At 73.1% G+C, this 21,239-nt stretch carries 23 protein-coding genes; 7 read left to right on the top strand and 16 right to left on the bottom strand.

Annotated elements, in window-relative coordinates:
* Positions 1-36 precede the first annotated feature (36 nt).
* Together RV983_RS28090 and RV983_RS28085 are read right to left on the bottom strand one after the other, a co-directional pair.
* Entirely contained in the window at positions 37-555 is a 519-nt protein-coding gene (locus RV983_RS28090; protein ID WP_475988504.1) for a LysM peptidoglycan-binding domain-containing protein, read from the bottom strand.
* A 116-nt stretch (positions 556-671) separates the two neighbouring features.
* The gene (locus RV983_RS28085) at positions 672-1,313 is read right to left on the bottom strand and encodes a LysM peptidoglycan-binding domain-containing protein (protein ID WP_475988503.1); all 642 of its coding nucleotides are present in this window, start codon (positions 1,311-1,313) and stop codon (positions 672-674) included.
* 550 nt (positions 1,314-1,863) lie between these two features.
* Here RV983_RS28085 and RV983_RS28080 point away from each other — a divergent pair.
* Together RV983_RS28080 and RV983_RS28075 are read left to right on the top strand one after the other, a co-directional pair.
* Positions 1,864-2,628: a hypothetical protein gene (locus RV983_RS28080; protein ID WP_475990483.1), complete on the top strand. Its 765-nt coding sequence runs from the start codon at positions 1,864-1,866 to the stop codon at positions 2,626-2,628.
* 177 nt (positions 2,629-2,805) lie between these two features.
* Entirely contained in the window at positions 2,806-3,057 is a 252-nt protein-coding gene (locus tag RV983_RS28075; protein ID WP_475988502.1) for a hypothetical protein, read from the top strand.
* 22 nt (positions 3,058-3,079) lie between these two features.
* Here RV983_RS28075 and der read toward each other — a convergent pair whose 3' ends face one another.
* The 5 genes from der to aroH all read right to left on the bottom strand — a co-directional run bounded on the left by der (position 3,080) and on the right by aroH (position 7,536).
* Positions 3,080-4,537, bottom strand: coding sequence for a ribosome biogenesis GTPase Der (gene der / locus RV983_RS28070; RefSeq protein WP_475988501.1), 1,458 nt, complete (start codon positions 4,535-4,537; stop codon positions 3,080-3,082).
* Positions 4,538-4,612: 75 nt separating this feature from the next.
* Positions 4,613-5,272 (bottom strand): lysophospholipid acyltransferase family protein, encoded by a 660-nt coding sequence (locus RV983_RS28065; RefSeq protein WP_475988500.1) that lies wholly within the window; start codon positions 5,270-5,272, stop codon positions 4,613-4,615.
* Entirely contained in the window at positions 5,269-5,958 is a 690-nt protein-coding gene (gene cmk, locus RV983_RS28060) for a (d)CMP kinase (RefSeq protein ID WP_475988499.1), read from the bottom strand. Before cmk ends, RV983_RS28065 begins: the two co-directional genes overlap by 4 nt.
* Positions 5,959-6,091: 133 nt before the next feature.
* Positions 6,092-7,177, bottom strand: coding sequence for a prephenate dehydrogenase (locus tag RV983_RS28055; protein ID WP_475988498.1), 1,086 nt, complete (start codon positions 7,175-7,177; stop codon positions 6,092-6,094).
* Positions 7,174-7,536 (bottom strand): chorismate mutase, encoded by a 363-nt coding sequence (aroH, locus tag RV983_RS28050; protein WP_475988497.1) that lies wholly within the window; start codon positions 7,534-7,536, stop codon positions 7,174-7,176. Before aroH ends, RV983_RS28055 begins: the two co-directional genes overlap by 4 nt.
* Positions 7,537-7,646: 110 nt before the next feature.
* On the opposite strand from aroH, the gene RV983_RS28045 reads away from it, so the two are divergent.
* The 5 genes from RV983_RS28045 to RV983_RS28025 all read left to right on the top strand — a co-directional run bounded on the left by RV983_RS28045 (position 7,647) and on the right by RV983_RS28025 (position 10,554).
* Positions 7,647-8,009 carry a DUF952 domain-containing protein gene (locus RV983_RS28045; protein ID WP_475988496.1) on the top strand — a complete coding sequence of 121 codons (363 nt, stop codon included), beginning with the start codon at positions 7,647-7,649 and terminating at the stop codon, positions 8,007-8,009.
* An 88-nt stretch (positions 8,010-8,097) separates the two neighbouring features.
* Complete coding sequence (locus RV983_RS28040; protein WP_475988495.1) at positions 8,098-8,784, top strand: hypothetical protein; 687 nt, start codon at positions 8,098-8,100, stop codon at positions 8,782-8,784.
* 52 nt (positions 8,785-8,836) lie between these two features.
* Positions 8,837-9,433 carry a DUF6529 family protein gene (locus RV983_RS28035; protein WP_475988494.1) on the top strand — a complete coding sequence of 199 codons (597 nt, stop codon included), beginning with the start codon at positions 8,837-8,839 and terminating at the stop codon, positions 9,431-9,433.
* Positions 9,430-9,825, top strand: a complete 396-nt coding sequence (locus tag RV983_RS28030; protein WP_475988493.1) for a Rieske (2Fe-2S) protein — start codon at positions 9,430-9,432, stop codon at positions 9,823-9,825. The genes RV983_RS28035 and RV983_RS28030 overlap by 4 nt, the downstream gene beginning before the upstream one ends.
* 18 nt (positions 9,826-9,843) lie before the next feature.
* On the top strand, positions 9,844-10,554 hold the full coding sequence (locus RV983_RS28025; RefSeq protein ID WP_475988492.1) for a nucleotidyltransferase domain-containing protein: 711 nt from the start codon (positions 9,844-9,846) through the stop codon (positions 10,552-10,554).
* Here RV983_RS28025 and RV983_RS28020 read toward each other — a convergent pair.
* From RV983_RS28020 to RV983_RS27980, 9 genes are all read right to left on the bottom strand, one after another.
* The gene (locus tag RV983_RS28020) at positions 10,513-11,502 is read right to left on the bottom strand and encodes an ADP-ribosylglycohydrolase family protein (RefSeq protein WP_475990482.1); all 990 of its coding nucleotides are present in this window, start codon (positions 11,500-11,502) and stop codon (positions 10,513-10,515) included. The two genes, RV983_RS28025 and RV983_RS28020, sit on opposite strands and share 42 nt — an antisense overlap.
* A gap of 20 nt (positions 11,503-11,522) precedes the next feature.
* Complete coding sequence (locus RV983_RS28015) at positions 11,523-12,299, bottom strand: nucleotidyltransferase domain-containing protein (RefSeq protein WP_475988491.1); 777 nt, start codon at positions 12,297-12,299, stop codon at positions 11,523-11,525.
* A 117-nt stretch (positions 12,300-12,416) separates the two neighbouring features.
* The gene (locus tag RV983_RS28010; RefSeq protein ID WP_475988490.1) at positions 12,417-13,481 is read right to left on the bottom strand and encodes a pseudouridine synthase; all 1,065 of its coding nucleotides are present in this window, start codon (positions 13,479-13,481) and stop codon (positions 12,417-12,419) included.
* On the bottom strand, positions 13,481-14,152 hold the full coding sequence (gene scpB, locus RV983_RS28005) for an SMC-Scp complex subunit ScpB (RefSeq protein ID WP_475988489.1): 672 nt from the start codon (positions 14,150-14,152) through the stop codon (positions 13,481-13,483). Before scpB ends, RV983_RS28010 begins: the two co-directional genes overlap by 1 nt.
* Positions 14,145-15,356 carry a segregation and condensation protein A gene (locus RV983_RS28000; RefSeq protein ID WP_475988488.1) on the bottom strand — a complete coding sequence of 404 codons (1,212 nt, stop codon included), beginning with the start codon at positions 15,354-15,356 and terminating at the stop codon, positions 14,145-14,147. The genes scpB and RV983_RS28000 overlap by 8 nt, the downstream gene beginning before the upstream one ends.
* 60 nt (positions 15,357-15,416) lie before the next feature.
* Positions 15,417-16,061: a hypothetical protein gene (locus RV983_RS27995; protein ID WP_475988487.1), complete on the bottom strand. Its 645-nt coding sequence runs from the start codon at positions 16,059-16,061 to the stop codon at positions 15,417-15,419.
* Complete coding sequence (locus RV983_RS27990) at positions 16,046-17,005, bottom strand: ParA family protein (protein WP_475990481.1); 960 nt, start codon at positions 17,003-17,005, stop codon at positions 16,046-16,048. Before RV983_RS27990 ends, RV983_RS27995 begins: the two co-directional genes overlap by 16 nt.
* A 488-nt stretch (positions 17,006-17,493) precedes the next feature.
* Positions 17,494-18,609: an alanine dehydrogenase gene (gene ald, locus RV983_RS27985; RefSeq protein WP_475990480.1), complete on the bottom strand. Its 1,116-nt coding sequence runs from the start codon at positions 18,607-18,609 to the stop codon at positions 17,494-17,496.
* A 259-nt stretch (positions 18,610-18,868) separates the two neighbouring features.
* Positions 18,869-21,157, bottom strand: a complete 2,289-nt coding sequence (locus RV983_RS27980) for a hypothetical protein (RefSeq protein ID WP_475988486.1) — start codon at positions 21,155-21,157, stop codon at positions 18,869-18,871.
* Positions 21,158-21,239 lie beyond the last annotated feature (82 nt).

Genomic DNA, 21,239 nt, shown 5'->3' with positions numbered 1-21,239 from the left:
TCCGCTCCGGAAAGACACGTGCCGGCGAACGCCCGGCTACGGCAGGCGGACCAGCGTCCCCGGGGCGAGCGGGGCCAGCGGGTCGGGGGCGACGGTCGCCTCGTTGAGACGGATCAGCTCGGCGGCGCCGCCGGCGACGGAGAAGCGCTCGGCAACGCCCTGCAAGGTGTCGCCCGGCTGGACGGCGTGGGCGCGGCCGTACAGTCCCAGCCTGCGCGAGCAGGTCGGCCAGGCCTGCCAGCCCTGGCTGCGCAGGATCGCCTCGGCAACGGTGATCTGCTCGTCGGCGGAGGCCAGATCGGCCCGGTCGGCGACGTCCAGTCCACCGAACGAGACCCAGGTGGGCTGGTAGATCTGCAGGCCGCCGTAGAAGCCGTTGCCGCTGTTGGTGTCCCAGCGGCCGCCGGACTCGCACTGCGCCACGTCCTGCCAGACCGGGGCGTGCGCGACCGGATACGCGAAAGCCCGCCCGGACACCAGGGCGGGCCACAGGACGAGCAGGACGAATACGCCGACGCCGACGGCGGCGCGGTGACGGGGGGACGTGGGGGACATGGGGGGCACGCTAGGGACCGTGCGGTGGAGGCCGCCGTCCGCCGCGCCCGGTGGGCACGACGCCCACCCGGTCGGAGCACGACCGGGCGGGCGCGGTGCGGACGGGTTCCGCGGCCTCAGACGGAGAGCCGCTGACCGGGGTAGATCAGGTTCGGATCGGCACCGATCACCGACGCGTTGACCGCGTACAGCTTCTTCCAGCCGGTGCCGTGGTCGGCCGCGATGCGGCTGAGCGTGTCGCCGGGCCGGACACGGTAGTTGCCGTGCCCCTCGGCCCGCTGGTGCCCGCGGTCGCTGTGCCGCGGGACGGAGTGCCCGGGCGCCGCCGGGGCCTTGGGGGCCGCCGGTGCCTTGCGCACCGCCGGTGCCTTGCGTGCCGCCGGGGCCGAACCACCGCCCGGCGCGCTGCCGTACGCCCCCGCACGGGCGGAGCAGGTCGGCCAGGCTCCCCAGCCCTGCGACCGCTGCACCTTGGCGGCGACGGCTATCTGCTGCTCCCGGCTCGCTCCTGCCGCGGTCGCCGCGTAGGCGGTGCCGCCGTAGGCGCGCCAGGTACCGGCCGAGAACTGAAGTCCTCCGTAGTACCCGTTGCCGGTGTTGATGTGCCAGTTCCCGCCGCTCTCGCAACTCGCGATGCGGTCCCAGACCCCGCTGTCGGCGGCCTTGGCGGGCCCCGCGGCGGCCAGAAGGGCCAGCGGGGTCAGCGCGGCGGCGCCGGCGAGCAGTGCGGTCTGTCGGTACTTGGCGTTTACAGCCATGGAATCCCTCTCCACGGACCCGGGGTTCCCCCATGGCGCCGTACGTGCCGTACGGCTCCCAGGCGGACGACAGCCCCGCGCATTGGACGCGGTGCCCCGTCCCCCTCGCTCGCTGAACGGCGGTCTGCTGATCCGCCGTCACCCTCCGTGCGAGCTCTCCCGGGTGGTGCTCTCTGCACACGGCGGGCAAATCTAGGCAGCGCAACCCCCTGTCGCCAAGCAAATCCCCTTCGCCGCAGGCCAGTTGACGGTTACCTGGAGTAAGCCCGCATTCAGGACACCCGATTGATCAGGCTTTATCAGCCCTTGTCAGCACAGGGAATATGCGACATGTGACGTCTTTCACATACACACCTGACCCGGGAAGGGCCATCGTTGGACATGGAGTGACCGGCTACGCACGGCCGTTCACCCTGTGCACGCAGCAAGAGGAGTGCAAGCGAAGAAAGCCGTGACTCCCGCCACAGATCGGCCGTTGTCACTATGTGCCGGGCGATGCCCGGCAGAGGAGCCCGTAGCCGTACATTCCAAGGAGGCTTTCGTGCCGCCCATGCTCGACGTCAGCGACGAGGTACGAGCCGAGATCGGCGATGAGGAGGCGACTCGTCTGCTGGCCGGCGCCAGCGCGCCGGGCACGTATGACTGCACCTCCTGCCGCACACCCGGCGACACCTCGACGGAGCGCACCAGCACCGTGCTCTTCGTCGGGGAGGAGACCGCGGTGCTCGCCTTCGCGCACGCCACCTGCATCCCCTCCCAGGTCGTCCCGGTCTCGGAGGAGCAACTGCAGGGCGCCGTGCAGAGCATCTCCGGCAGCGAGGCACCCGGGGCCGCACAGGCGGACAGCACGCCGCGCCAGGCGGTGCTCGGCATCACCTGCGGCCTGATCCTGGTCAAGGACCAGATCTGCCCGGCCCTGGTCATCGAGCCCACCGGCCCGATCGCCCGGCCCGGCGAGAACGGCCCCGGCGACGACTTCCTGCCGATCCTGATGGAGCAGGGCTTCCTGCCCGTCGGCAACCTCACCACACCGCCCGCCCCACTGCACGGCTGGTCCGTGCTGCTCGCCATGGGCCAGCTGCACGCCATCCTCCAGCCCGGCGCGGCCGGCGCCTGGTGGCAGGCGCACCAGCCGCTCGCGGTGAGCGAGGGCTGGCGCGCGGCCGTCAACAAGTCCAACGCGGTGTACGTCTACGCCGCCCCGCACGGCACCATCGGCCAGCAGCCCCGCGAGGACCTGCTGCGCGAGGCACTGGAACGGGCGTGCGGGCGCGGAGCACTCGTCGCGGCGACGATGCCCCTCTCCGGCACCTGAGCCGACCGGCCCCCGTCAAGGCGCGTACGGAAGTCCGTACGCGCCTTTGGCCTGTGCGGGTGCATATGCGTAATTCATCCGTACGAACCGCATCCCGCGACATTTCCTGATCGTTGGCACGGCGTGCACACCTTTGACGCTTCCTCACGAGCCCCGTACCGCAGCCCGATCCCCCCCATGCGCACGGCGCAGGAAACGTCCACGAGCGAGGGCACGCCGATTTACGACGCGCTCTACTCGGAGTACCGCAGGTTGTTCCGTACCCTCCCCGGCGACCGCACGGGTGAGGAGGAACTGCAGTTCAACGGCTTCGGCCCGCGGCATCTGCCGTCGTCCGCCGCCTACAGGTCAGGGCGGCACCGCACCCATCTGACGGGGCCCGCGGCCCTGCCCCCCGGCCTGCCGAACAACCGCCTCGGGGGCCTGTAACACAGACCCCCGGGGCGGGATGTCACTTCTTGCGGCCGCGCTTCTCGCGGACCCGGACCGACACCTGGATCGGCGTCCCCTCGAAGCCGTACTCCTCGCGCAGCCGCCGCTCGACGAAGCGGCGGTAGCCGGCCTCCAGGAAGCCGGAGGCGAAGAGCACGAACCGCGGGGGCTTGGTGCCGGCCTGGGTGCCGAAGAGGATGCGCGGCTGCTTGCCGCCCCGGATCGGGTGGGGGTGGGCGGCGACCAGTTCGCCCAGGAAGGCGTTGAGGCGGCCGGTGGGAACCCGGGTCTCCCAGCCCGCGAGAGCGGCCTCGATGGCCGGGACGAGCCTCTCCATGTGCCGCCCGGTCTGGGCGGAGACGTTCACACGCGGCGCCCACTGGATCTGGACGAGATCCTTCTCGATCTCGCGCTCCAGGTAGTAGCGGCGCTCCTCCTCCATCAGGTCCCACTTGTTGTAGGCGATGACGATGGCGCGTCCCGCCTCGACGGCCAGCGAGATGATCCGGGTGTCCTGCTCCGCCAGCGACTCGCTGGCGTCGATCAGGACGACGGCGACCTCGGCCTTCTCCAGGGCCGCGGCCGTGCGCAGTGAGGCGTAGTAGTCCGCGCCCTCCTGGAGGTGGACCCGGCGCCGGATACCGGCGGTGTCCACGAACTTCCAGGTCTTCCCGCCGAGCTCGATCAGTTCGTCGACCGGGTCGCGGGTCGTGCCGGCCATCTCGTTGACGACGACGCGCTCCTCGCCCGCCACCTTGTTGAGCAGGGACGACTTGCCGACGTTCGGGCGCCCGATGAGCGCGACCCGGCGCGGGCCGCCCACCAGGTTCCCGAAGGTCTGCATCGGCGCCTCGGGCAGCGCCTCCAAAATGGCGTCCAGCAGATCGCCGGTGCCGCGGCCGTGCAGCGAGGAGACCGCGAACGGCTCGCCGAGGCCCAGGTTCCACAGCAGCGCCGCGTCCGCCTCGGCGGAGGGGCCGTCGACCTTGTTGGCGCACAGCACGACCGGCTTGCCGGCCCGGCGGAGCAGCTTGACGACGGCCTCGTCGGTGTCGGTGGCGCCGACCGTGGAGTCCACGACGAAGACCACCGCGTCGGCGGCCTCGATCGCGAACTCGGCCTGCGCGGCGACGGACGCGTCGATGCCGAGCACGTCCTGCTCCCAGCCGCCGGTGTCGACGACCTTGAAACGGCGGCCGTTCCAGGTGGCTTCGTAGGTGACGCGGTCGCGGGTGACGCCGGGACGGTCCTCGACGACCGCCTCGCGGCGGCCGATGATCCGGTTCACCAGGGTCGACTTGCCGACATTCGGGCGGCCGACGACGGCGAGCACCGGCAGCGGGCCGTGGCCCGCCGCCGCGAGGTCGCCGGCGACGTCGTCGACGTCGAAGCCCTCCTCGGCGGCGAGCTCCATGAACTCGGCGTACTCGGCGTCGCCGAGCGCGCCGACTTCGCCGTACTCGTTCTCGATGTCCATGAAAGCTTCTCCGTCGATCGTCAAATGTGCGGGGCCCGGCAGGGGCCGTCTGCCCCAGTGTGGATCAGGGCGGCGCTACGACACGCGGCCCGTGCTGCGCCGGGCGTGGTCCAGATGGGCGGTCAGGTATTTCTGGATGCGCACGGTGGCCGCGTCCAGCGCGGTGCGGGTGCGGCGTCCGCTGCCGTCCCCGGCCTCGAAGGGCTCGCCGAAGACGATGTCCACCTTGCCGCGGAACGGCGGCAGGCCGCGGACCAGCCGACCCGGCCGGGTCGTGCCGAGCACCGCGACCGGCACTATGGGCGCGCCGGAGCGCACCGCGAAGTAGGCCAGGCCCGCGCGCAGCTCGGCGAAGTCGCCCTCGCCCCGGGTGCCCTCCGGGAAGATCCCGAGCACCCCGCCGCGCTCCAGCACGCCGAGGGCGGCCGTCACGGCGGTGCGGTCGGTGCTGTGCCGGTCCACCGGGAGCTGGCCGATCCCGCGCAGGAACGGGTCCAGCGGCCCGATGAACACCTCCTTCTTGATCAGGAAGTGCACCGGACGCGGGGAGGTGCCCATGAGCACGGGACCGTCCACGTAGTGCGCGTGGTTCACGGCGAGGATCACCGGGCCCGAGGCGGGCACCTGCCAGGCGCCGAGCACGCGCGGGCGCCACAGGCCGTTGATGATCCCGATGCCGAGACGGCGGCCGGCGGCCACCCCCTTCGGCCCCGGAACCCCGGATGTGCCACTCACGAAGCGTCCCGCTTCTCCCCGATCAGGGCGACGATGCGGTCGATCACCTGGTCGAGGGTGAGGTCGCTGGTGTCGACCTCTACGGCGTCCTCCGCCTTCGCCAGCGGGGAGGTCGTGCGGCCGGAGTCGGCGGCGTCCCGGCGGACGAGGGCCGCCTGGGTGACCGCGAGGTCCACGCCGGCGTTGCCGGCGGCGGTCAGCTCGCCGCCGCGGCGGGCGGCGCGGGCCTCCGGCGACGCGGTGAGGAAGATCTTGAGGGTGGCGTCCGGCAGCACCGTGGTGCCGATGTCCCGGCCCTCGACGACGATGCCGGCCGGCGCGCCGGAAGCCGCCGAGCGCTGCAGTTCCACCAGCCGCGTCCGCACCTCCGGCACCGCGCTCACGGAACTCACCGCGCCGGTGACCTCCTGCGTGCGGATCGGGACCGACGCGTCCACGCCGTCCACCGTGATCGTCGGGCCGGACGGGTCCGTCCCGGAGATGATCACCGGCTTCTCGGCGGCCGTGGCCACGGCCGCCCCGTCGCCGACGTCCACACCGTTGCTCAGCATCCACCAGGTCATCGCCCGGTACTGGGCCCCGGTGTCGAGGTAGCTCAGCCCGAGCCGGGCCGCGACCGCCTTCGAGGTGCTGGACTTGCCAGTGCCCGAGGGGCCGTCGATCGCGACGATCACCGGATTCGACACAGTCGGGGGACCTTCCTTGTACGCGGAGCCTTGTGCTGCTGGCGAACGCCATCCCCACAAGGTTACCGGGCCACCCATTCGGCTCCGTACCACGTTTGCCCCACCGCCATACGGAACGCGCGCGGGGCCCGGCTCAGGCCCGCAGGTTCCAGCCCTTCTCGCGGAGGGCGGCGGACAGCCGGGCCGCGGCCGCGGGCTCCACCAGGAGCTGGACGAGGCCGGCCTGCTGGCCGGTGGAGTGCTCGATGCGGACGTCCTCGATGTTGACGCCCGCGTGCCCGGCGTCGGCGAAGAGGCGGGCCAGCTCGCCCGGCTGGTCGCCGATGAGGACGGCCACGACCTCGTAGGCCTTGGGCGCGGAGCCGTGCTTGCCGGGCACCTTGGCCTGGCCCGCGTTGCCGCGGCGCAGCAGGTCCTCGATGCCGCCGGCTCCGGCCCGGCGCTTGGCGTCGTCGGCGGACTGCAGCGCCCGGAGCGACTCGACGGTGTCGGTCAGGTCGGCGGCGATCTCGGCGAGGACGTCGGCGACCGGCCCGGGGTTGGCCGACAGGATGTCGATCCACATGCCGGGCTCGGAGCCCGCGATGCGGGTGACGTCGCGGATGCCCTGGCCGCACAGCCGCACGGCGCTGTCCTCGGCGTTCTGGAGGCGCGCGGCCACCATGTTGGACACCAGGTGCGGGGTGTGCGAGACGAGCGCGACGGCGCGGTCGTGCGCCTCGGCGTCCATGACCACCGGCACGGCGCGGCAGAGCGCGACCAGCTCCAGGGCCAGGTTGAGGACCTCGGTGTCGGTCCCCGGGGTCGGGGTGAGCACCCAGGGGCGGCCCTCGAAGAGGTCCGCGGTGGCGGCGAGCGGGCCGGAGCGCTCGCGGCCGGACATCGGGTGCGTGCCGATGTACGAGGTCAGGTCGCAGCCGAGGGCCTCCAGGTCGCGCCGCGGCCCGGCCTTGACGCTGGCGACGTCGAGGTAGCCGCGGGCCAGCCCGCGGCGCTGAGACTCGGCCACCGTCGTGGCCACATGGGCCGGCGGCACGGCGACGATCGCCAGGTCGACCGGGCCGGCGGGCGGCTCGTCGGTGCCGGCGCCGAGGGCGGCCGCGGTCCGGGCGGCGCGCGGGTCGTGGTCCTCCAGGTGCACCTCCACGCCGCGCGCGGCCAGCGCGAGCGCGGCGGAGGTGCCGATGAGGCCGGTGCCGATGACGAGAGCGGTCCTCACTGGGCGATGTCCTTGCGCAGGGCGGCGGCGGCGCCGAGGTAGACATGGGAGATCTCACCCTTGGTGAGGCCGCTCTCGACGTGCGCGAGGATCCTGACGACCCGGGGCATCGCACCGGTGATGTCGAGTTCCTGCGAGCAGATCAGCGGCACGTCGGTGATGCCGAGCTTGCGCGCGGCGACCGCCGGGAAGTCGCTGTGCAGATCGGGGGTGGCCGTGAACCAGACGCTGATCAGGTCGTCCACCGCGATGTCGTTGCGTTGCAGGATCGCGGTGAGCAGTTCCGCCACCTGACCGTGCATGTGCTCCGCGTCGTCCCGCTCCAGCTGGACAGCTCCGCGGACCGCTCGTACCGCCACGTCCCTGCTCCCTGTGTCCTCGACCCGCACGTACCTGGTCAGCGTAGTCGGGGCGGCCCGGACGTGGTGGACACGCCCGTCCCGCGAGACGGGCGCGGTACAACTTGGGCATGATCTACCACCTCGTTCCCCTGGACGACTGGCTGCGCGACCCGGACCGGCCGTACGCCCCCTCGTCGCTCGCCGAGGACGGCTTCGTCCACTGCTCGCCCGACGAGGACGTGACCCTCGCCGTGGCCGACGCCTTCTACCGGGCCACACCGGGCCCGCTGATGGTGCTGCTGATCGACGAGCAGGCGCTGGAGGCCCGCGTGCTGTGGGAGGAGGCGGAACCGGTGCCGCCGCCCGGCGTTTCGCCGGAGACCCGCTTCCCGCACGTGTACGGACGCATCAACCGCAGCGCGGTGGTCGGGATGCTGGAGGTGCGCCGTGACGGGGACGGCCGCGCGGAGGCGCTCGCGGTGTGGTCCTAGGCGCCGCTTTGCCCGAATACGCCCTGGACGCCGGGCGTGATGTCCGCTTCCATGGTGCCCGGGCCGTACGGCCTCGGGGGAGGCGGACATGCAGCGTTCCGGACCGCTCTACACGCTCCTCGCCGGGCTGGCCCTGGCGCTGGTCATGCTGTCGCTGAACGCGACGACGGGGGACGTGGCCTCCTCGGCGCCCTCCACCTCGTCCTCGCCCGCACCCGCGCCGTCGCCCTCACCGCCCTCATCGCCGTCGACGGCGGTGGCCCCGACGGCACCCACGTCGCCCTCGGCATCGTCGCCTTCGACCCGCAGCGCCGCGCCCGACGCCGACTACGCCGGCCGCACCGCGGACGGCGCGGCGAGCGTCGCCGTCGCGCTACGCAAGGGCAAGGCGGTCGCCTACGTCTGCGACGGACGCACCAAGGAGGCATGGCTGCGCGGCGACGTCCGGGCCGACGGAGCCCTGCGGCTGACCGACGGCCACGGCGCCCGTCTGATCGGCACCCTGAGGGGCACCACGATCAGCGGTGACGTCGAGCTGACCGGCCTGCGGCAGACCTTCGAGGCGCGGAAGGCGGTCAAGCCGTCCGGCCTGTACCGGGCGACGGCCTCCGTGCGCGGCGCCAAGGTGGTCGGCGGCTGGATCGTGCTCCAGGGCGGCGCGCAGATCGGGATCGTCTCGCGCGACGGCGAGCCGTCCGCCGCGCCTCCCGTCGACACCGGCTCCGGCGCGGTGACCGTCGACGGCGAACAGCTCACCGCACGGCCCATCCCCTGATCGTCCCCCTCCGTCCCCGTGCTCGTCCCGCAGGCAGGAGCAGGAGCGTCCCATGAGCGTGGACCCGAACGCCGCCACCACGTCCTTCCCGGTGCCGCCGCGGCGCGGCGGCGGTCTCCGCGCCGCCGCCGTGTACCTCGTGCCCGCTCTCACCGCCGCCGCGGTGGGGGTCGGGCTGGGCGCGTACGGCAGGCTGCACGACCCCGCGGGCACCGCCTTCAACCTCGCGGGCTTCTCCAGCACGGGCGCGGTCAAGTCGTGGCTGGCCACCTCGGCCTTCGCCTTCGCTCTCGTCCAACTCGGCTCCGCGCTCGCGATGTACGGCAAGGTGCCGGGGCTGCGCGCGCCCTCCTGGACCGGGGCGCTGCACCGCTGGTCGGGGCGGATCGCGTTCCTGCTGTCGGTGCCGGTCGCGGTGCACTGCCTGTATGCGCTGGGCTACCAGACCTACAGCGCCCGCGTGCTGTGGCACTCGCTGCTGGGCTGCTTCTTCTTCGGCGCCTTCAGCGCCAAGATGCTGCTGCTGCGCGCCGAACGGCTGCCGGGGTGGCTGCTCCCGGTCGTCGGCGGGCTGGTCTTCACCGTGCTGACCGTGCTGTGGCTGACCTCGGCGCTGTGGTTCTTCCGCACCAAGGGGATCACGACATGAGGCGGCGCGCGCTGCTGCTGTCCCTGACGGCGCTCGCGGGGTGCGCCAAGTACGGCGCCGAGAACGCGCCGCCCGACGCCGGGTCGCCGCCGGCGGGTGCCGTGGGCGAGGCGCTGGTGCGCGCCGACGCGGTGCCGGTCGGCGGCGGCACGGTCCTCGCCGACCGGAAGATCGTGGTGACACAGCCGGCCGCCGGCGAGTTCACGGCGTTCTCGGCGATCTGCACGCACCAGGGCTGCGTGGTCAAGGACGTCTCCGGAGGCACGATCAACTGCCCTTGCCACGGCAGCAGGTTCAGGATCGCCGACGCCTCGGTGGCCGCCGGGCCCGCCCCCCGGCCGCTCGACCCGCGGCCGGTCACCGTGAAAGCAGGTGAGGTCCGGCTGGCCTGACGCGTACGATCGCGCCCCATGCGCGACCACGACCTCGTACGCCACCACACCGTCTACGCCTGCGTCATGGGCTCCCGGGCCTTCGGCCTGGCCACCGACGGCAGCGACACCGACCGCCGCGGGGTCTTCGTCGCGCCCACCGCGCTGTTCTGGCGCTTCGCCAAGCCCCCGACGCACGTGGACGGCCCCGCGCCGGAGCAGTTCTCCTGGGAGCTGGAGCGCTTCTGCGAACTGGCCCTGCGCGCCAACCCCAACATCCTGGAGTGCCTGCACTCCCCGCTCGTCGAGCACGCCGACGCGACCGGCCGGGAACTGCTGGAACTGCGCGGCGCCTTCCTCTCCCGGCACGTCCACGAGACCTTCACCCGCTACGCCCTGGGCCAGCGAGGGAAGCTCGAGGCGGATCTGCGCAACCACGGCGCGCCGCGCTGGAAGCATGTGATGCACCTGCTGCGCCTGCTGGTCTCCGCACGCGACCTGTTGCGCACCGGGGAACTGCGCGTCGACGTGGGCGACTTGCGGACCCGCCTGCTGGAGGTCAAGCGCGGCGAGGTCCCCTGGCCGGAGGCCGAGGCCTGGATGAACCGGCTCCATGAGGAGGCGGCCGCCGCGGCGGCGCGCTCACCGCTCCCGGCCGAGCCCGACCGCGCGCGCGTCGAGGCCTTCCTCGTGCGCGTCCGCCGGGCGTCAGCCGGTGCCGCCGTCCCAGAGGTCGCCGAGGGCCATTAGCTCCTCGCGGTACTCGATCCGCGCCACCCACTCCGCGGGCCACGCCGCCAGGCCGAGGTGGGCGCCCGCGAACGCCCCCGCCAGGCAGGCGATCGAGTCCGAGTCCCCGGAACTGCAGGCCGCCCGGCGCACCGCGGTCAGCGGCTCCTCCGGGAAGAGCAGGAAGCACAGCAGCCCGGTCGCCAGGGCCTCCTCGGCGATCCAGCCCGCCCCTGTGGCCAGGCACGGGTCCGCCTCCGGATCGGGCGCCGCGAGCGCCGCGTCCAGGCGGTCCAGGACCGCCAGGCACTCGTCCCAGCCTCGGCGGGCGAAGTCGGCGGGGCTGTGGTCGTGAGCGAACCGCCACAGGTCGCCGAGCCACCACTCGTGGTAGGTCCCGCGGCTCTCGCGCGCGTACTCCCGCAGCAGCGCGGGCAGTTCGCCGGGCGCCGCGCCCTGCGCGAGCACGTGCACGGCGTGGGCGGTCAGGTCGCTCGCCGCCAGTGCCGTGGGGTGTCCGTGGGTCAGCGCGGCCTGCAACTGCGCTGCGCCGGCCCGGTCCCCGGGCAGCAGTCCCGGGACCAGGCCCGCGGGGGCGACCCGCATGTTGGCACCGCAGCCCTTGGAGCCGGTCTGGCTGGCCTCCTGCCAGCGCGTGCCCTCGTGGTTCAGCTTCTCGCAGGCGACCAGGCACGTGCGGCCGGGCGCGCGGTTGTTGTCGGGCGAGTGGTACCAGTCGACGAACTCCTCCCGCACCGGCCGGGCGAGCCGGGACGGTGTGAGCGGACCGCGTTCCATCGCCGTGCGCAGGCCGCGCCCGAAGGCCAGCGTCATCTGCGTGTCGTCGGTGACGAAGGCCGGGCGCGGCAGTTCCATGGCGCGCCACGGACCGCACTTGGCCAGGATCGAGGGGACGTCGTTGAACTCGGTCGGGAAGCCCAGCGCGTCGCCGATGGCCAGTCCGGCCATCGCCCCGGCGGCCGGCCGCCTCACGCCGCCGCCAGCCGGGTGCGGACCACCAGGTCGTGCAGCGCGTCGTACGCGGTCGGCTCCGCGGGCAGGCGGGAGGCCTGCTCGGCGTCGTCCAGGCCGGCCTGGAGGGCCTCGACGTCGGCGCGCACGCGGCGCGGGTCGAGGTCCATGGCGAGGCCGTGCTCGGCGTGCGCCTTGTCCCGGATGAGGTCGCGGACGTACTCCGGCGCTGCCACCTGGTCCAGCAGGGTCGGCAGGTGGGCCTCGACGGTGCCGGTGCGCATGAGGTGGATGCCCGTGAGCAGGACGCGGAACGTGTAGAGCAGCGGCTTGAGTTCGCCGGTCTTCTCGTACAGCTCCCACTGCGTGCGGCCGAAGCCGCGGTAGTGGTGCGCGTGCCGGTGCGTGAGGACACCGGGCGCGAGGTCGACCAGCTGGGCGTGGACCCCGCTGGTGTGCACCACCAGCGGGGACAGCAGCTGCTCCAGGACGTAGCCGTTGCGGCGCAGCATCAGGCGCGCGAACTTCAGCAGGTCATGGGTGACCAGGTCGAGTTCGAGACCGTCCTGCTCCCACATGCGGGTCTGCGTCTCCTCCCCCTCCCGCAGCCCTATGAGTTCGGCAAGCGGCAGGAGGTGCACACCGCGCACGTCCACGTCCGAGTCGTCGGAGGGGAAGCCGTACAGATGCGCCCCGGAGACGGTGGCGAACAGCAGCTGGTGCCCCTGCCGGGCGAGTACCGGGGTGAGTTCGGGCAGCCCGGCCTCGCGCAGCCGCTCGGCGTGGATGGTCATCGCCCCATCCTTCCCGCTGACGGGGTCCGCGGGAAAGCCTTTATGGGATGAGAAGTCGATCAGAAGATCCGGCCATGCCCCGCGGCTCATGGCCGGGGGCTGGGCTGGGGGCCGGGATCAGAGATCGACCTCGCGCATGAGCATGCCGACCTCGGTGTTGGTCAGCCGCCGCAGCCAGCCGGACTTCTGGTCGCCGAGCGGGATCGGGCCGAAGCTCGTGCGCACCAGCTTGTCCACCGGGAAGCCGGCCTCGGCCAGCATGCGGCGCACGATGTGCTTGCGGCCCTCGTGCAGGGTCACCTCGACGAGGTAGTTCTTGCCGGTCTGCTGCACGACGCGGAAGTTGTCGGCGCGCGCCCAGCCGTCCTCCAGCTCGATGCCGTTCTTCAGCTGCTTGCCGATGTCGCGCGGCAGCACTCCGTTGATCGCCGCGAGGTAGGTCTTCTGCACGCCGTAACGGGGGTGCGTGAGGCGGTGGGCCAGCTCGCCGTGGTTGGTGAGCAGGATGATGCCCTCGGTCTCGGTGTCCAGCCGTCCGACGTGGAAGAGCCGCGTCTCGCGGTTGTTGACGTAGTCGCCGAGGCACTGGCGGCCGTCCGGGTCCTCCATCGTGGAGACGACGCCCGCCGGCTTGTTCAGGGCGAAGAACAGGTACGACTGCGTGGCCACGGTCAGCCCGTCGACGCGCACCTCGTCCCTGTCCGGGTCGACGCGCAGGCCCTGCTCGGTCACGATCGTGCCGTTGACCTCGACCCTGCGCTGTGCGATCAGCTCCTCGCACGCACGGCGCGAGCCCATGCCCGCCCGGGCCAGCACCTTCTGCAGCCGCTCGCCCTCCTGCTCGGCGCCGGGGAAGGTCTTGGGCAGGTTCAGCTTGGGCTTGTCGTGCCGGGCCCGGTTCCGCTCCTCGATCTGCGCGTCGAGCTCCCGCGGGCGCGCCGGAACGGACTTTCGGGGCTTGCCGGAGGCACCGGCGGGCCTGCCCGCGCCCCTGCCCTTCCCGGCTTCGCCGGGGGCCCCGCCGCCGACGTCATAGCGGCGCTGCTCCGGGCGGGGCCGGCGCTCGCGCTTCTGCGGGTCGTCGCGCTCACCGCCGGACCTCGACCCGGGCGTGCCACCACCGGCGCCCCGGTTGTTCCGGTTGCCACCGCTGTTCCTGCCGCTGCCGCTACTGCTTCGCATCAAGTTTCCGTCGTCGAGTCCGGGTCGAATGAGGGGACGCCCTCCAGGGAGTCCGCCTCGACGGCGTCCGCCTCCGGGAGGAAGGGCGCGAGCTCGGGCAACTCGTCCAGGCCGCGCAGGCCCATTCGCTCCAGGAAATAGTTCGTCGTCCTGTACAGGATCGCACCTGTCTCGGGTTCCGTCCCACACTCTTCGACGAGACCCCGCTGCAGCAGGGTGCGCATCACGCCGTCGCAGTTGACGCCGCGCACCGCCGAGACCCGCGAACGGGACACCGGCTGGCGGTAGGCGACGACGGCCAGGGTCTCCAGCGCGGCCTGCGTCAGCCGGGCCTGCTGGCCGTCCAGGACGAACCTCTCCACAGCCGGCGCGAAGGCGGGGCGGGTGTAGAAACGCCAGCCGCCGGCGACGTGCCGCAGGTCGAAGCCGCGGTTCTGGGCCGTGTACTCCTCGGCCAGCTCGCGCAGCGCGGCGGCGACCTCACGGCGCGGGCGGTCCAGCACCTTGGCGAGGGTCTCCTCGGTGGCCGGCTCGTCCACGACCATCAGGACCGCCTCCAGCGCGGGGCGCAGTTCCAGGCCGGCCGTCGGGAGCAGCCCTGCGGGCACCTCCCCGGTCCGCTCCCCGCGGCCCCCTCCGGGGACGGCCGCCTCCGCGGAATCGTCAGTCATCCTTCCCGTCCTTCCTCGCCGCGGGGTCCTGGTCGAATTCATCGGTGACGAGTGGCTGCTCCGGTGCGCTCTCGCCGCCCGTCCAGCGGACCAGGAGGTCCCCCAGGGCCTCCTCCTGGTCCAGCGCGACCGCCTTCTCGCGGTACAGCTCCAGCAGCGCCAGGAAGCGCGCGACGACCGTCAGCGTGTCCGGGGCGTCGAAGGCCAGCTCGCGGAAGGTGGCCTCCCCGCGCTCGCGCAGGATGGCGATCACGTGCTCGGCCTGCTCCCGGACGCTCACCAGCGGCGCGTGGATGTGGTCCACGTACACCTGAGGCTTCGGCTTGGGCTGCATCGCCTTGACGGCGAGCTGCGCGAAGCGCTCCAGGCCGATGCTCAGCACGACCTCGGGGAGCAGTTCCGCATGGTGCGGCTCCAGCCCCACGGTCCGGGGATGGTGCTGCGCCTCCGCCTCCAGGCGGTCCGCGAAGATCGCCGCGATCCGCTTGTACGCGCGGTACTGGAGCAGCCGCGCGAACAGCAGGTCCCGCGCCTCCAGCAGCGCCAGGTCCTCCTCGTCCTCGACCTCCGCGGCGGGCAGCAGGCGCGCCGCCTTCAGGTCCAGCAGCGTCGCGGCGACCACCAGGAACTCCGTCGTCTGGTCCAGGTCCCAGTCCGGCCCCATGGCGCGGATGTGCGCCATGAACTCGTCCGTGACCTTCGACAGCGCCACCTCGGTCACGTCCAGCTTGTGCTTCGAGATCAGCTGGAGCAGCAGGTCGAAGGGCCCCTCGAAGTTCGCCAGCCGCACGGTGAACCTCCCGTCCCCCTCCCCCGTCGCCGGGGACGGGCCCGCCGGGGCGTCCGGTGCGTCCTCGGGGGCCGCGGGTCCTGGCGGGCCGCCCGGCGCCTCGTGAGCGGCTTCGGGGGCCTCGGCGGGTGCGGGGAGCGCCGGTACGGCGGCGGGGGCCTCAGAGGCGCCCTCAGGGGCCTTCGAGGGCGCCGGGAGCGCGAGGGCCGGCTCCACGGGTTCCACGGGAAGCCCGGCGGCCGGCGCGACGGGGGCCGTGCCGTCCGTGCCGGCGGCTTCGGAGGCTGCCGCGGTCGCTGCCGCGATCGTGGTCGCGGGAGCCTCGGGTGCCCCGTCCGGGGACGGAGCGGTACCGGGACCGCGGCCCAGGAGGCGGCGGGAGCGGGAGGAGCTGGCGGAGTCGTCGGAGGGCATTCAGGTCCAGGTCGTGCTGCGGGGCCGTGCGGAGGACGGCACCGTATCGCGCCGGAGGCGTCAGCGGCCTCGGAGGCGGCGGACGAGGATGCTCGCGTCGCCGCGGGACTCCAGGTCGGCGAGGACGACCGCGACGGCCTCGCGGACGATGCGGCCCCGGTCCACGGCGAGGCCGTGCTCGCCGCGCAGGACCAGGCGGGCGTGTTCGAGGTCCATCAGCTCCTCGGCGGAGACGTAGACCGTGATCTTCTCGTCGTGGCGCTCGCGGCCGCTGGGCCGCCGTGGCGCCCGCCCGGACTTGCGGCGCGGCTGCTGGGCCGGCTGCAGGGGCTGCGCGGCGGCCGGCGAGGAGGCCGCCCCGGGGGACCCTGCGGGCGGCTGGAGGGTGCGGCGGCCCGGCTGGCCGGCCGGGGTGGCCTGTTCCGGGACGGGACGCGCGGCCGGGCCGAGGTCGCCGTCCCGGCCGGTGTGCTCGGCGGCCTCGGCGGGGGCCGCGGACTCCTGTACCGGCGCCCCCTCGGCGGCCTCGGGTTCCTCGGCCGCGGACGGGCCTGCGGGGGCCGGGACGGGCCTCAGGGGGCGGTCCGCGCTGTCGCCGGGAGTCTCACCGCCTGCGTGCTGCCGCGGTGTCGAGGGCTGGAGCCCCCGCCCCCCGGTGGTCCGGAACAGTTCGTCGGCCCCCGGGAGACTCACTCGGCGTGACACCGGGCGAGCACCTCCCTGGCGAGTTGACGATAGGCGGCCGCGCCCACCGAGTTGGACGCGTACGTGGTGATCGGCTCACCGGCGACCGTGGTCTCCGGGAAGCGGACGGTCCGCCCGATGACGGTGTGGTAGACGTGATCGTCGAAGGCCTCGACGACGCGCGCCAGCACCTCACGGCTGTGCACGGTCCGTGAGTCGTACATCGTGGCGAGGATGCCGTCCAGCTCCAGCTCGGGGTTGAGCCGCTCCCTGACCTTCTCGATGGTCTCGGTGAGCAGCGCGACACCGCGCAGCGCGAAGAACTCGCACTCGAGCGGCACGATCACCTGGTGCGCGGCGGTCAGCGCGTTGACGGTCAGCAGGCCCAGCGACGGCTGGCAGTCGATGATGACGTAGTCGTAGTCCGGCAGCAGCGGCTTGAGCGCGCGCTGGAGCGAGGACTCGCGGGCCACTTCACTGACCAACTGCACTTCGGCGGCGGACAGGTCGATGTTGCTGGGCAGCAGGTCCATGCCGGGCACCGCGGTCTTCAGCAGCACCTCGTCGGCCGAGAGCCCGCGCTCCATCAGCAGGTTGTAGACCGTGACGTCCAGTTCCATCGGGTTGACGCCGAGACCCACGGAGAGCGCGCCCTGCGGGTCGAAGTCGACCAGCAGCACACGGCGGCCGTATTCGGCCAGTGCGGCACCGAGGTTGATGGTCGACGTCGTCTTGCCGACGCCGCCCTTCTGGTTGCACATGGCGACGATCGTCGCCGGGCCGTGGTCGGTCAGCGGGCCGGGGATCGGGAAGTACGGCAGCGGACGGCCGGTGGGGCCGACGCGCTCGCGCCGCTGACGGGCCGCGTCGGGCGCGAGGGTGGCCGCGTACTCCGGGTCGGGCTCGTACTCGGCGTCGGGGTCGTAGAACTGACCGTCCTGCAACTCTTCTTCGTAGTGCGCCATGGGGATCGGGGTGTGTGCCTCGTTGCCTTGGTTGCCGTGTCCGGGCCGGCGCGCCTCGAAGGTGCGGACGGCCACGGAGCCCACCGCCTCGAGCCTCGAGGAGCCCTCGGCCTGAACGGTCATTCCTGGCTGACCACCCCCGGGAGCAAATGTCGACTCATTCACAAGTCGTCTTACCTCCTTGGTGACCAGGAAACTTCTCAATAGGTCAGCGTTGCAGCATGCCGACGGTTGGCGACTCTATGGCGTGTCGGTGGTTCACAGCAACACAATCCACCGGACACGGCACGATGTGTCGGCAACCGAACGCGCCGCTGTCAAGGGCGTAACGGGGTCGCCGCCGATGTTTCGCCGAGGGACGAATCGGCAAAACGGTATGGTTCCACGCGAACGGCCGGGCCTTGAACTCGCAAGGCCCGGCCGTGAGTACCGCGGGGGCGGCGCGTTGACGCCTGACCAAAAAGTCGATCAATCGACTCAGCCGACGATCACGCGAGCAGCGACGCCAGGTCGACCGACTCCATGCCGTGCGCCTCGGCGACGGGACCGTAAACGACCTGACCCTCATGGGTGTTCAGGCCCCTGGCGAGCGCGGCATCCCGGCGCAGCGCCTCGCGCCAGCCGCGGTTGGCCAGCTCCACGATGTACGGCAGCGTCGCGTTGGTGAGCGCGTACGTCGAGGTGTTGGGCACCGCGCCCGGCATGTTGGCGACGCAGTAGAAGACCGAGTTGTGCACCGGGAAGGTCGGCTCGGCGTGTGTGGTGGGACGCGAGTCCTCGAAGCAGCCGCCCTGGTCGATGGCGATGTCGACGAGCACGGAGCCCGGCTTCATGCGCGAGACCAGCTCGTTGGTGACCAGCTTGGGGGCCTTGGCGCCCGGGATGAGGACGGCGCCGATGACGAGGTCCGCGTCCAGGACCGCCTTTTCCAGCTCGAAGGCGTTGGAGACGATGGTCTGCACCTTGGTGCCGAACACCTTGTCCGCCTCGCGCAGCTTGTTGATGTCGCGGTCGAGCAGCGTGACGTGGAAGCCCATGCCGATGGCGATCTGCGCGGCGTTCCAGCCGGAGACGCCGCCGCCGATGACCACGGCCTTCGCCGGGGCCACGCCGGGCACGCCGCCGGGGAGCACGCCGCGGCCGCCGGCCGAGCGCATCAGGTGGTACGCGCCGACCTGCGGGGCGAGCCGGCCGGCCACCTCGGACATCGGGGCGAGCAGCGGCAGCTGGCGGTTGGCCAGTTCGACCGTCTCGTACGCGATCGCGGTGGTGCCGGACTCCAGGAGTGCCTCGGTGCACTCGCGGGAGGCGGCCAGGTGCAGGTAGGTGAAGAGCGTCTGGTCCTTGCGGAGCCGGTGGTACTCCTCCGCGATCGGCTCCTTGACCTTCAGCACCAGGTCGGCGGTCGCCCACACCTCGTCGGCGGTGGGGAGGATCGTGGCACCGGCGGCCACGTACTCCTCGTTCGGGATGGACGAGCCGAGGCCGGCGTCCTGCTCGACGAAGACCTGGTGGCCGCCTCGGACGAGCTCGTGCACGCCGGCGGGGGTGATGGCCACGCGGAACTCGTTGTTCTTGACCTCGCGGGGGATGCCGACCTTCACGTCGATCACGGTCCTTGTGTGGGGAGCGTCGGGTTTGCCAGTGCACAGGTCTCCGACACCCGGTATGCCGGTCGGATATCAGCCAATACCAGCTGATACCGGCCGCTGTCAGGGTACGTCGGACCTGGCCGCGATGGTCGCGGTGTGAGCAAGTGTAGTGAAGGAAGACTCGCTGTCTAGCCTTACAAAGTGACTACTTTCTTCGAAGGCATTGGCAGTTTCGTAGGTAGCGGCCGGTCAGCCCTTGCCCCCCTTGGCGTCAGCCCTCCCCGGCACCGGGTGTCGGGGGGATCTCGGCGGCCGGGAGCAGCCGCCGGGCGGCCGCCCGCTGCAGCCGCGCGCCCGCCGGATCGCCCAGCCGGTCCAGGGTGTCGGCCATCCGCAGCAGCACCGCGCCCTCCAGCCGCCGCTCCCCCGCCTGCCGGGCCCAGTACAGGGCGTCGCGGCAGGTCCGGAGCGCGTCCTCGGGGTGGCCCGCGTACTCCTGGACCCGGGCCACCTCGGTCAGGGCGCGGGCCTGGGACGGCAGGTCCTTCAGCCGCCGGTACGCCGTCACCGCGGCCCGCCACTCGCGCAGCGCGGCTCCGTACCGGCCGGCGTACGTCTGGAGCGCGCCGAGCCGTCCGTGCAGCCTGGCCGCATGGGTGAGCTCGCCGCGCGCCTGGCGCAGGGCGAGCGCCCTGCCGTACCAGTCGGACGCGCGCTGCGGGTCGTCCAGCTCCAGGTAGGTACCGGCGATCGCCTCCAGGGCACGGCCCTCGGCGTCCCCGTCGAACCCCTCGCGCGCGGCGACGAGCGCGGCCCGGTAGCGGTCGAGGGCGTCGAGCGGTCGGGCGCCCTCCACGTCGAGGTCGCCGATGTTGAGCAGCGCCGCGGCCTTCTCGCGGTGCAGTCCGCGCCGCTCGGCCACGTCCAGGACGAGGTGGTGCAACTGGTAGCGCTCCGCGGCGTTCTCCCCGCCGCCCGGGTCCGCGGCCAGTGCGCGCACGAGCGCGGCCATCAGCCGGCGGGCCAGGGTGTCCAGTTCGCCGTCGGCGACGGCCAGCCGCGCGGCGGCCAGCAGGACCGGCAGCCGCTCGCGCAGCCACGCGGCCGCGGCCGGGCGGTCCGCGAAACGCAGCGGCTTGGGCAGCCCCTCCGGTTCGGTGTCGGCGCCCTCCAGGCCCAGCCGGCACGCGTGCAGCAGCCGTACGGTGCGCTCCAGCATCCGGGCGCGGGCGAGCTGCGTCTCGCCGGGCTTGTCGGTGGTGCGCAGCAGCTCGCGCAGCGACGGGGTCAGCCAGCCCGGCACGCGGTACTGCCGGGGCAGCGGATCCACGGCCGGCTCCGTGTGGAGCAGCCCGCAGCCGGCCAGGTTCTCCAGCGTGCCCTCGGCGTCGCCCACCGAGCAGCCAGCGAGCGCCGAGGCGGTCTGGGCGTCCACCAGGCCCGCGGGGGCGAGTGCCAGCAGCCGCAGCATCCGGGCCACGGCAGGGGCGAGGGCCCCGTACACGAAGCGGAAGGCGCGCAGCAGCTCCGGCGGGGCGGTGGCGCGCGGTGCGGCGGCGGCCCCGGGCGCCGCGGCGGGAGCGGGAGCCGTCGCGGGAGCGGCAGCGGAAGCGGAGGCGCTGCGGGGCACCACCCGGGCCCGCCCGTCGACCGGCAGGGCGTCCGCGGTCCCGCGGCGGCCGACGTCCTCGCGCAGCACCCCGTTACCGGAGGTCGGGGCGCCCGGCGCGGAGTCGCGGGCCGCGGCGGGGGCGGGGGACTCGGCCCGGATGTCGTGCAGGCGGCGGGTCGCGTCGGCGACGGAAGTACGCGGCTGGGTGGCGAGCCACGCGCCGATCAGGCGGAGCGCCGCGGGATGGCCGCCGCATTCGTGGGCCAGCGCCTCGGCGGCCTTGGGATCGTTGGTGATCCGGACCCGTCCGACGGCCTGGGCGAGCAGGTCCACGCAGGCGGCCGGGTCGAGCCCGCCCAGGGTGCACGGCCGTACGTCGGGCACGCCCGGCAGCGGCCCCTCCGAGGTGGCCACGAACAGATTGCCGGAGCCTTTGGGGAGCAGGTCGAGCAACTGCCGGGGATCGACCACGTCGTCCAGCACGAGCACCGCCCGGCGTCCGGCCAGCGCGGTGCGCAGCGCCGCGGACAGCTCCCCGCCCTCCGCTCCCGGCTCCGCGCCGACCCGCAGAGCCCGCAGCAGGGCCCGCGCGGACTGCTCGGACGGCACGGGTTCGCCCTCGTTGTCGCTGAGCCGGACGAAGAACTGACCGTCGGGGTAGCGGTCGGCGATGTCGTAAGCGAGACGCAGCGCCAGCGAGGTGCGGCCGGAGCCGGGCCGGCCGGCCACCAGCAGCACGCGGCTTCCTTCGGGGCTCCGGCCGCGCAGTGTCGCGAGGCCGGGCTTGTCGATGTCGGCCCGCAGTTCCTCGAGCTCACGGCGGCGGCCGACGAAATGGGGCACGTCGGGCGGAAGCGTGCCGGGTGCGGGTGTCTGTACCGACGCCTCCCGGAGGCCGTCGTCGCAAGCCGCCACCGATGCGTCGGCGTCCAGCACGTGATCCGCCACGGCCCACTCCCGTTCTGAATGAGAACGGGATGAGCCTAGTTCACCGGGCGGGTCCGACCCCGTGACGCGACGCGGCCGACGG

It is taken from the genome of Streptomyces sp. RLA123 (assembly GCF_056270165.1).
This window is presented reverse-complemented; position numbering and strand designations above follow the sequence as displayed.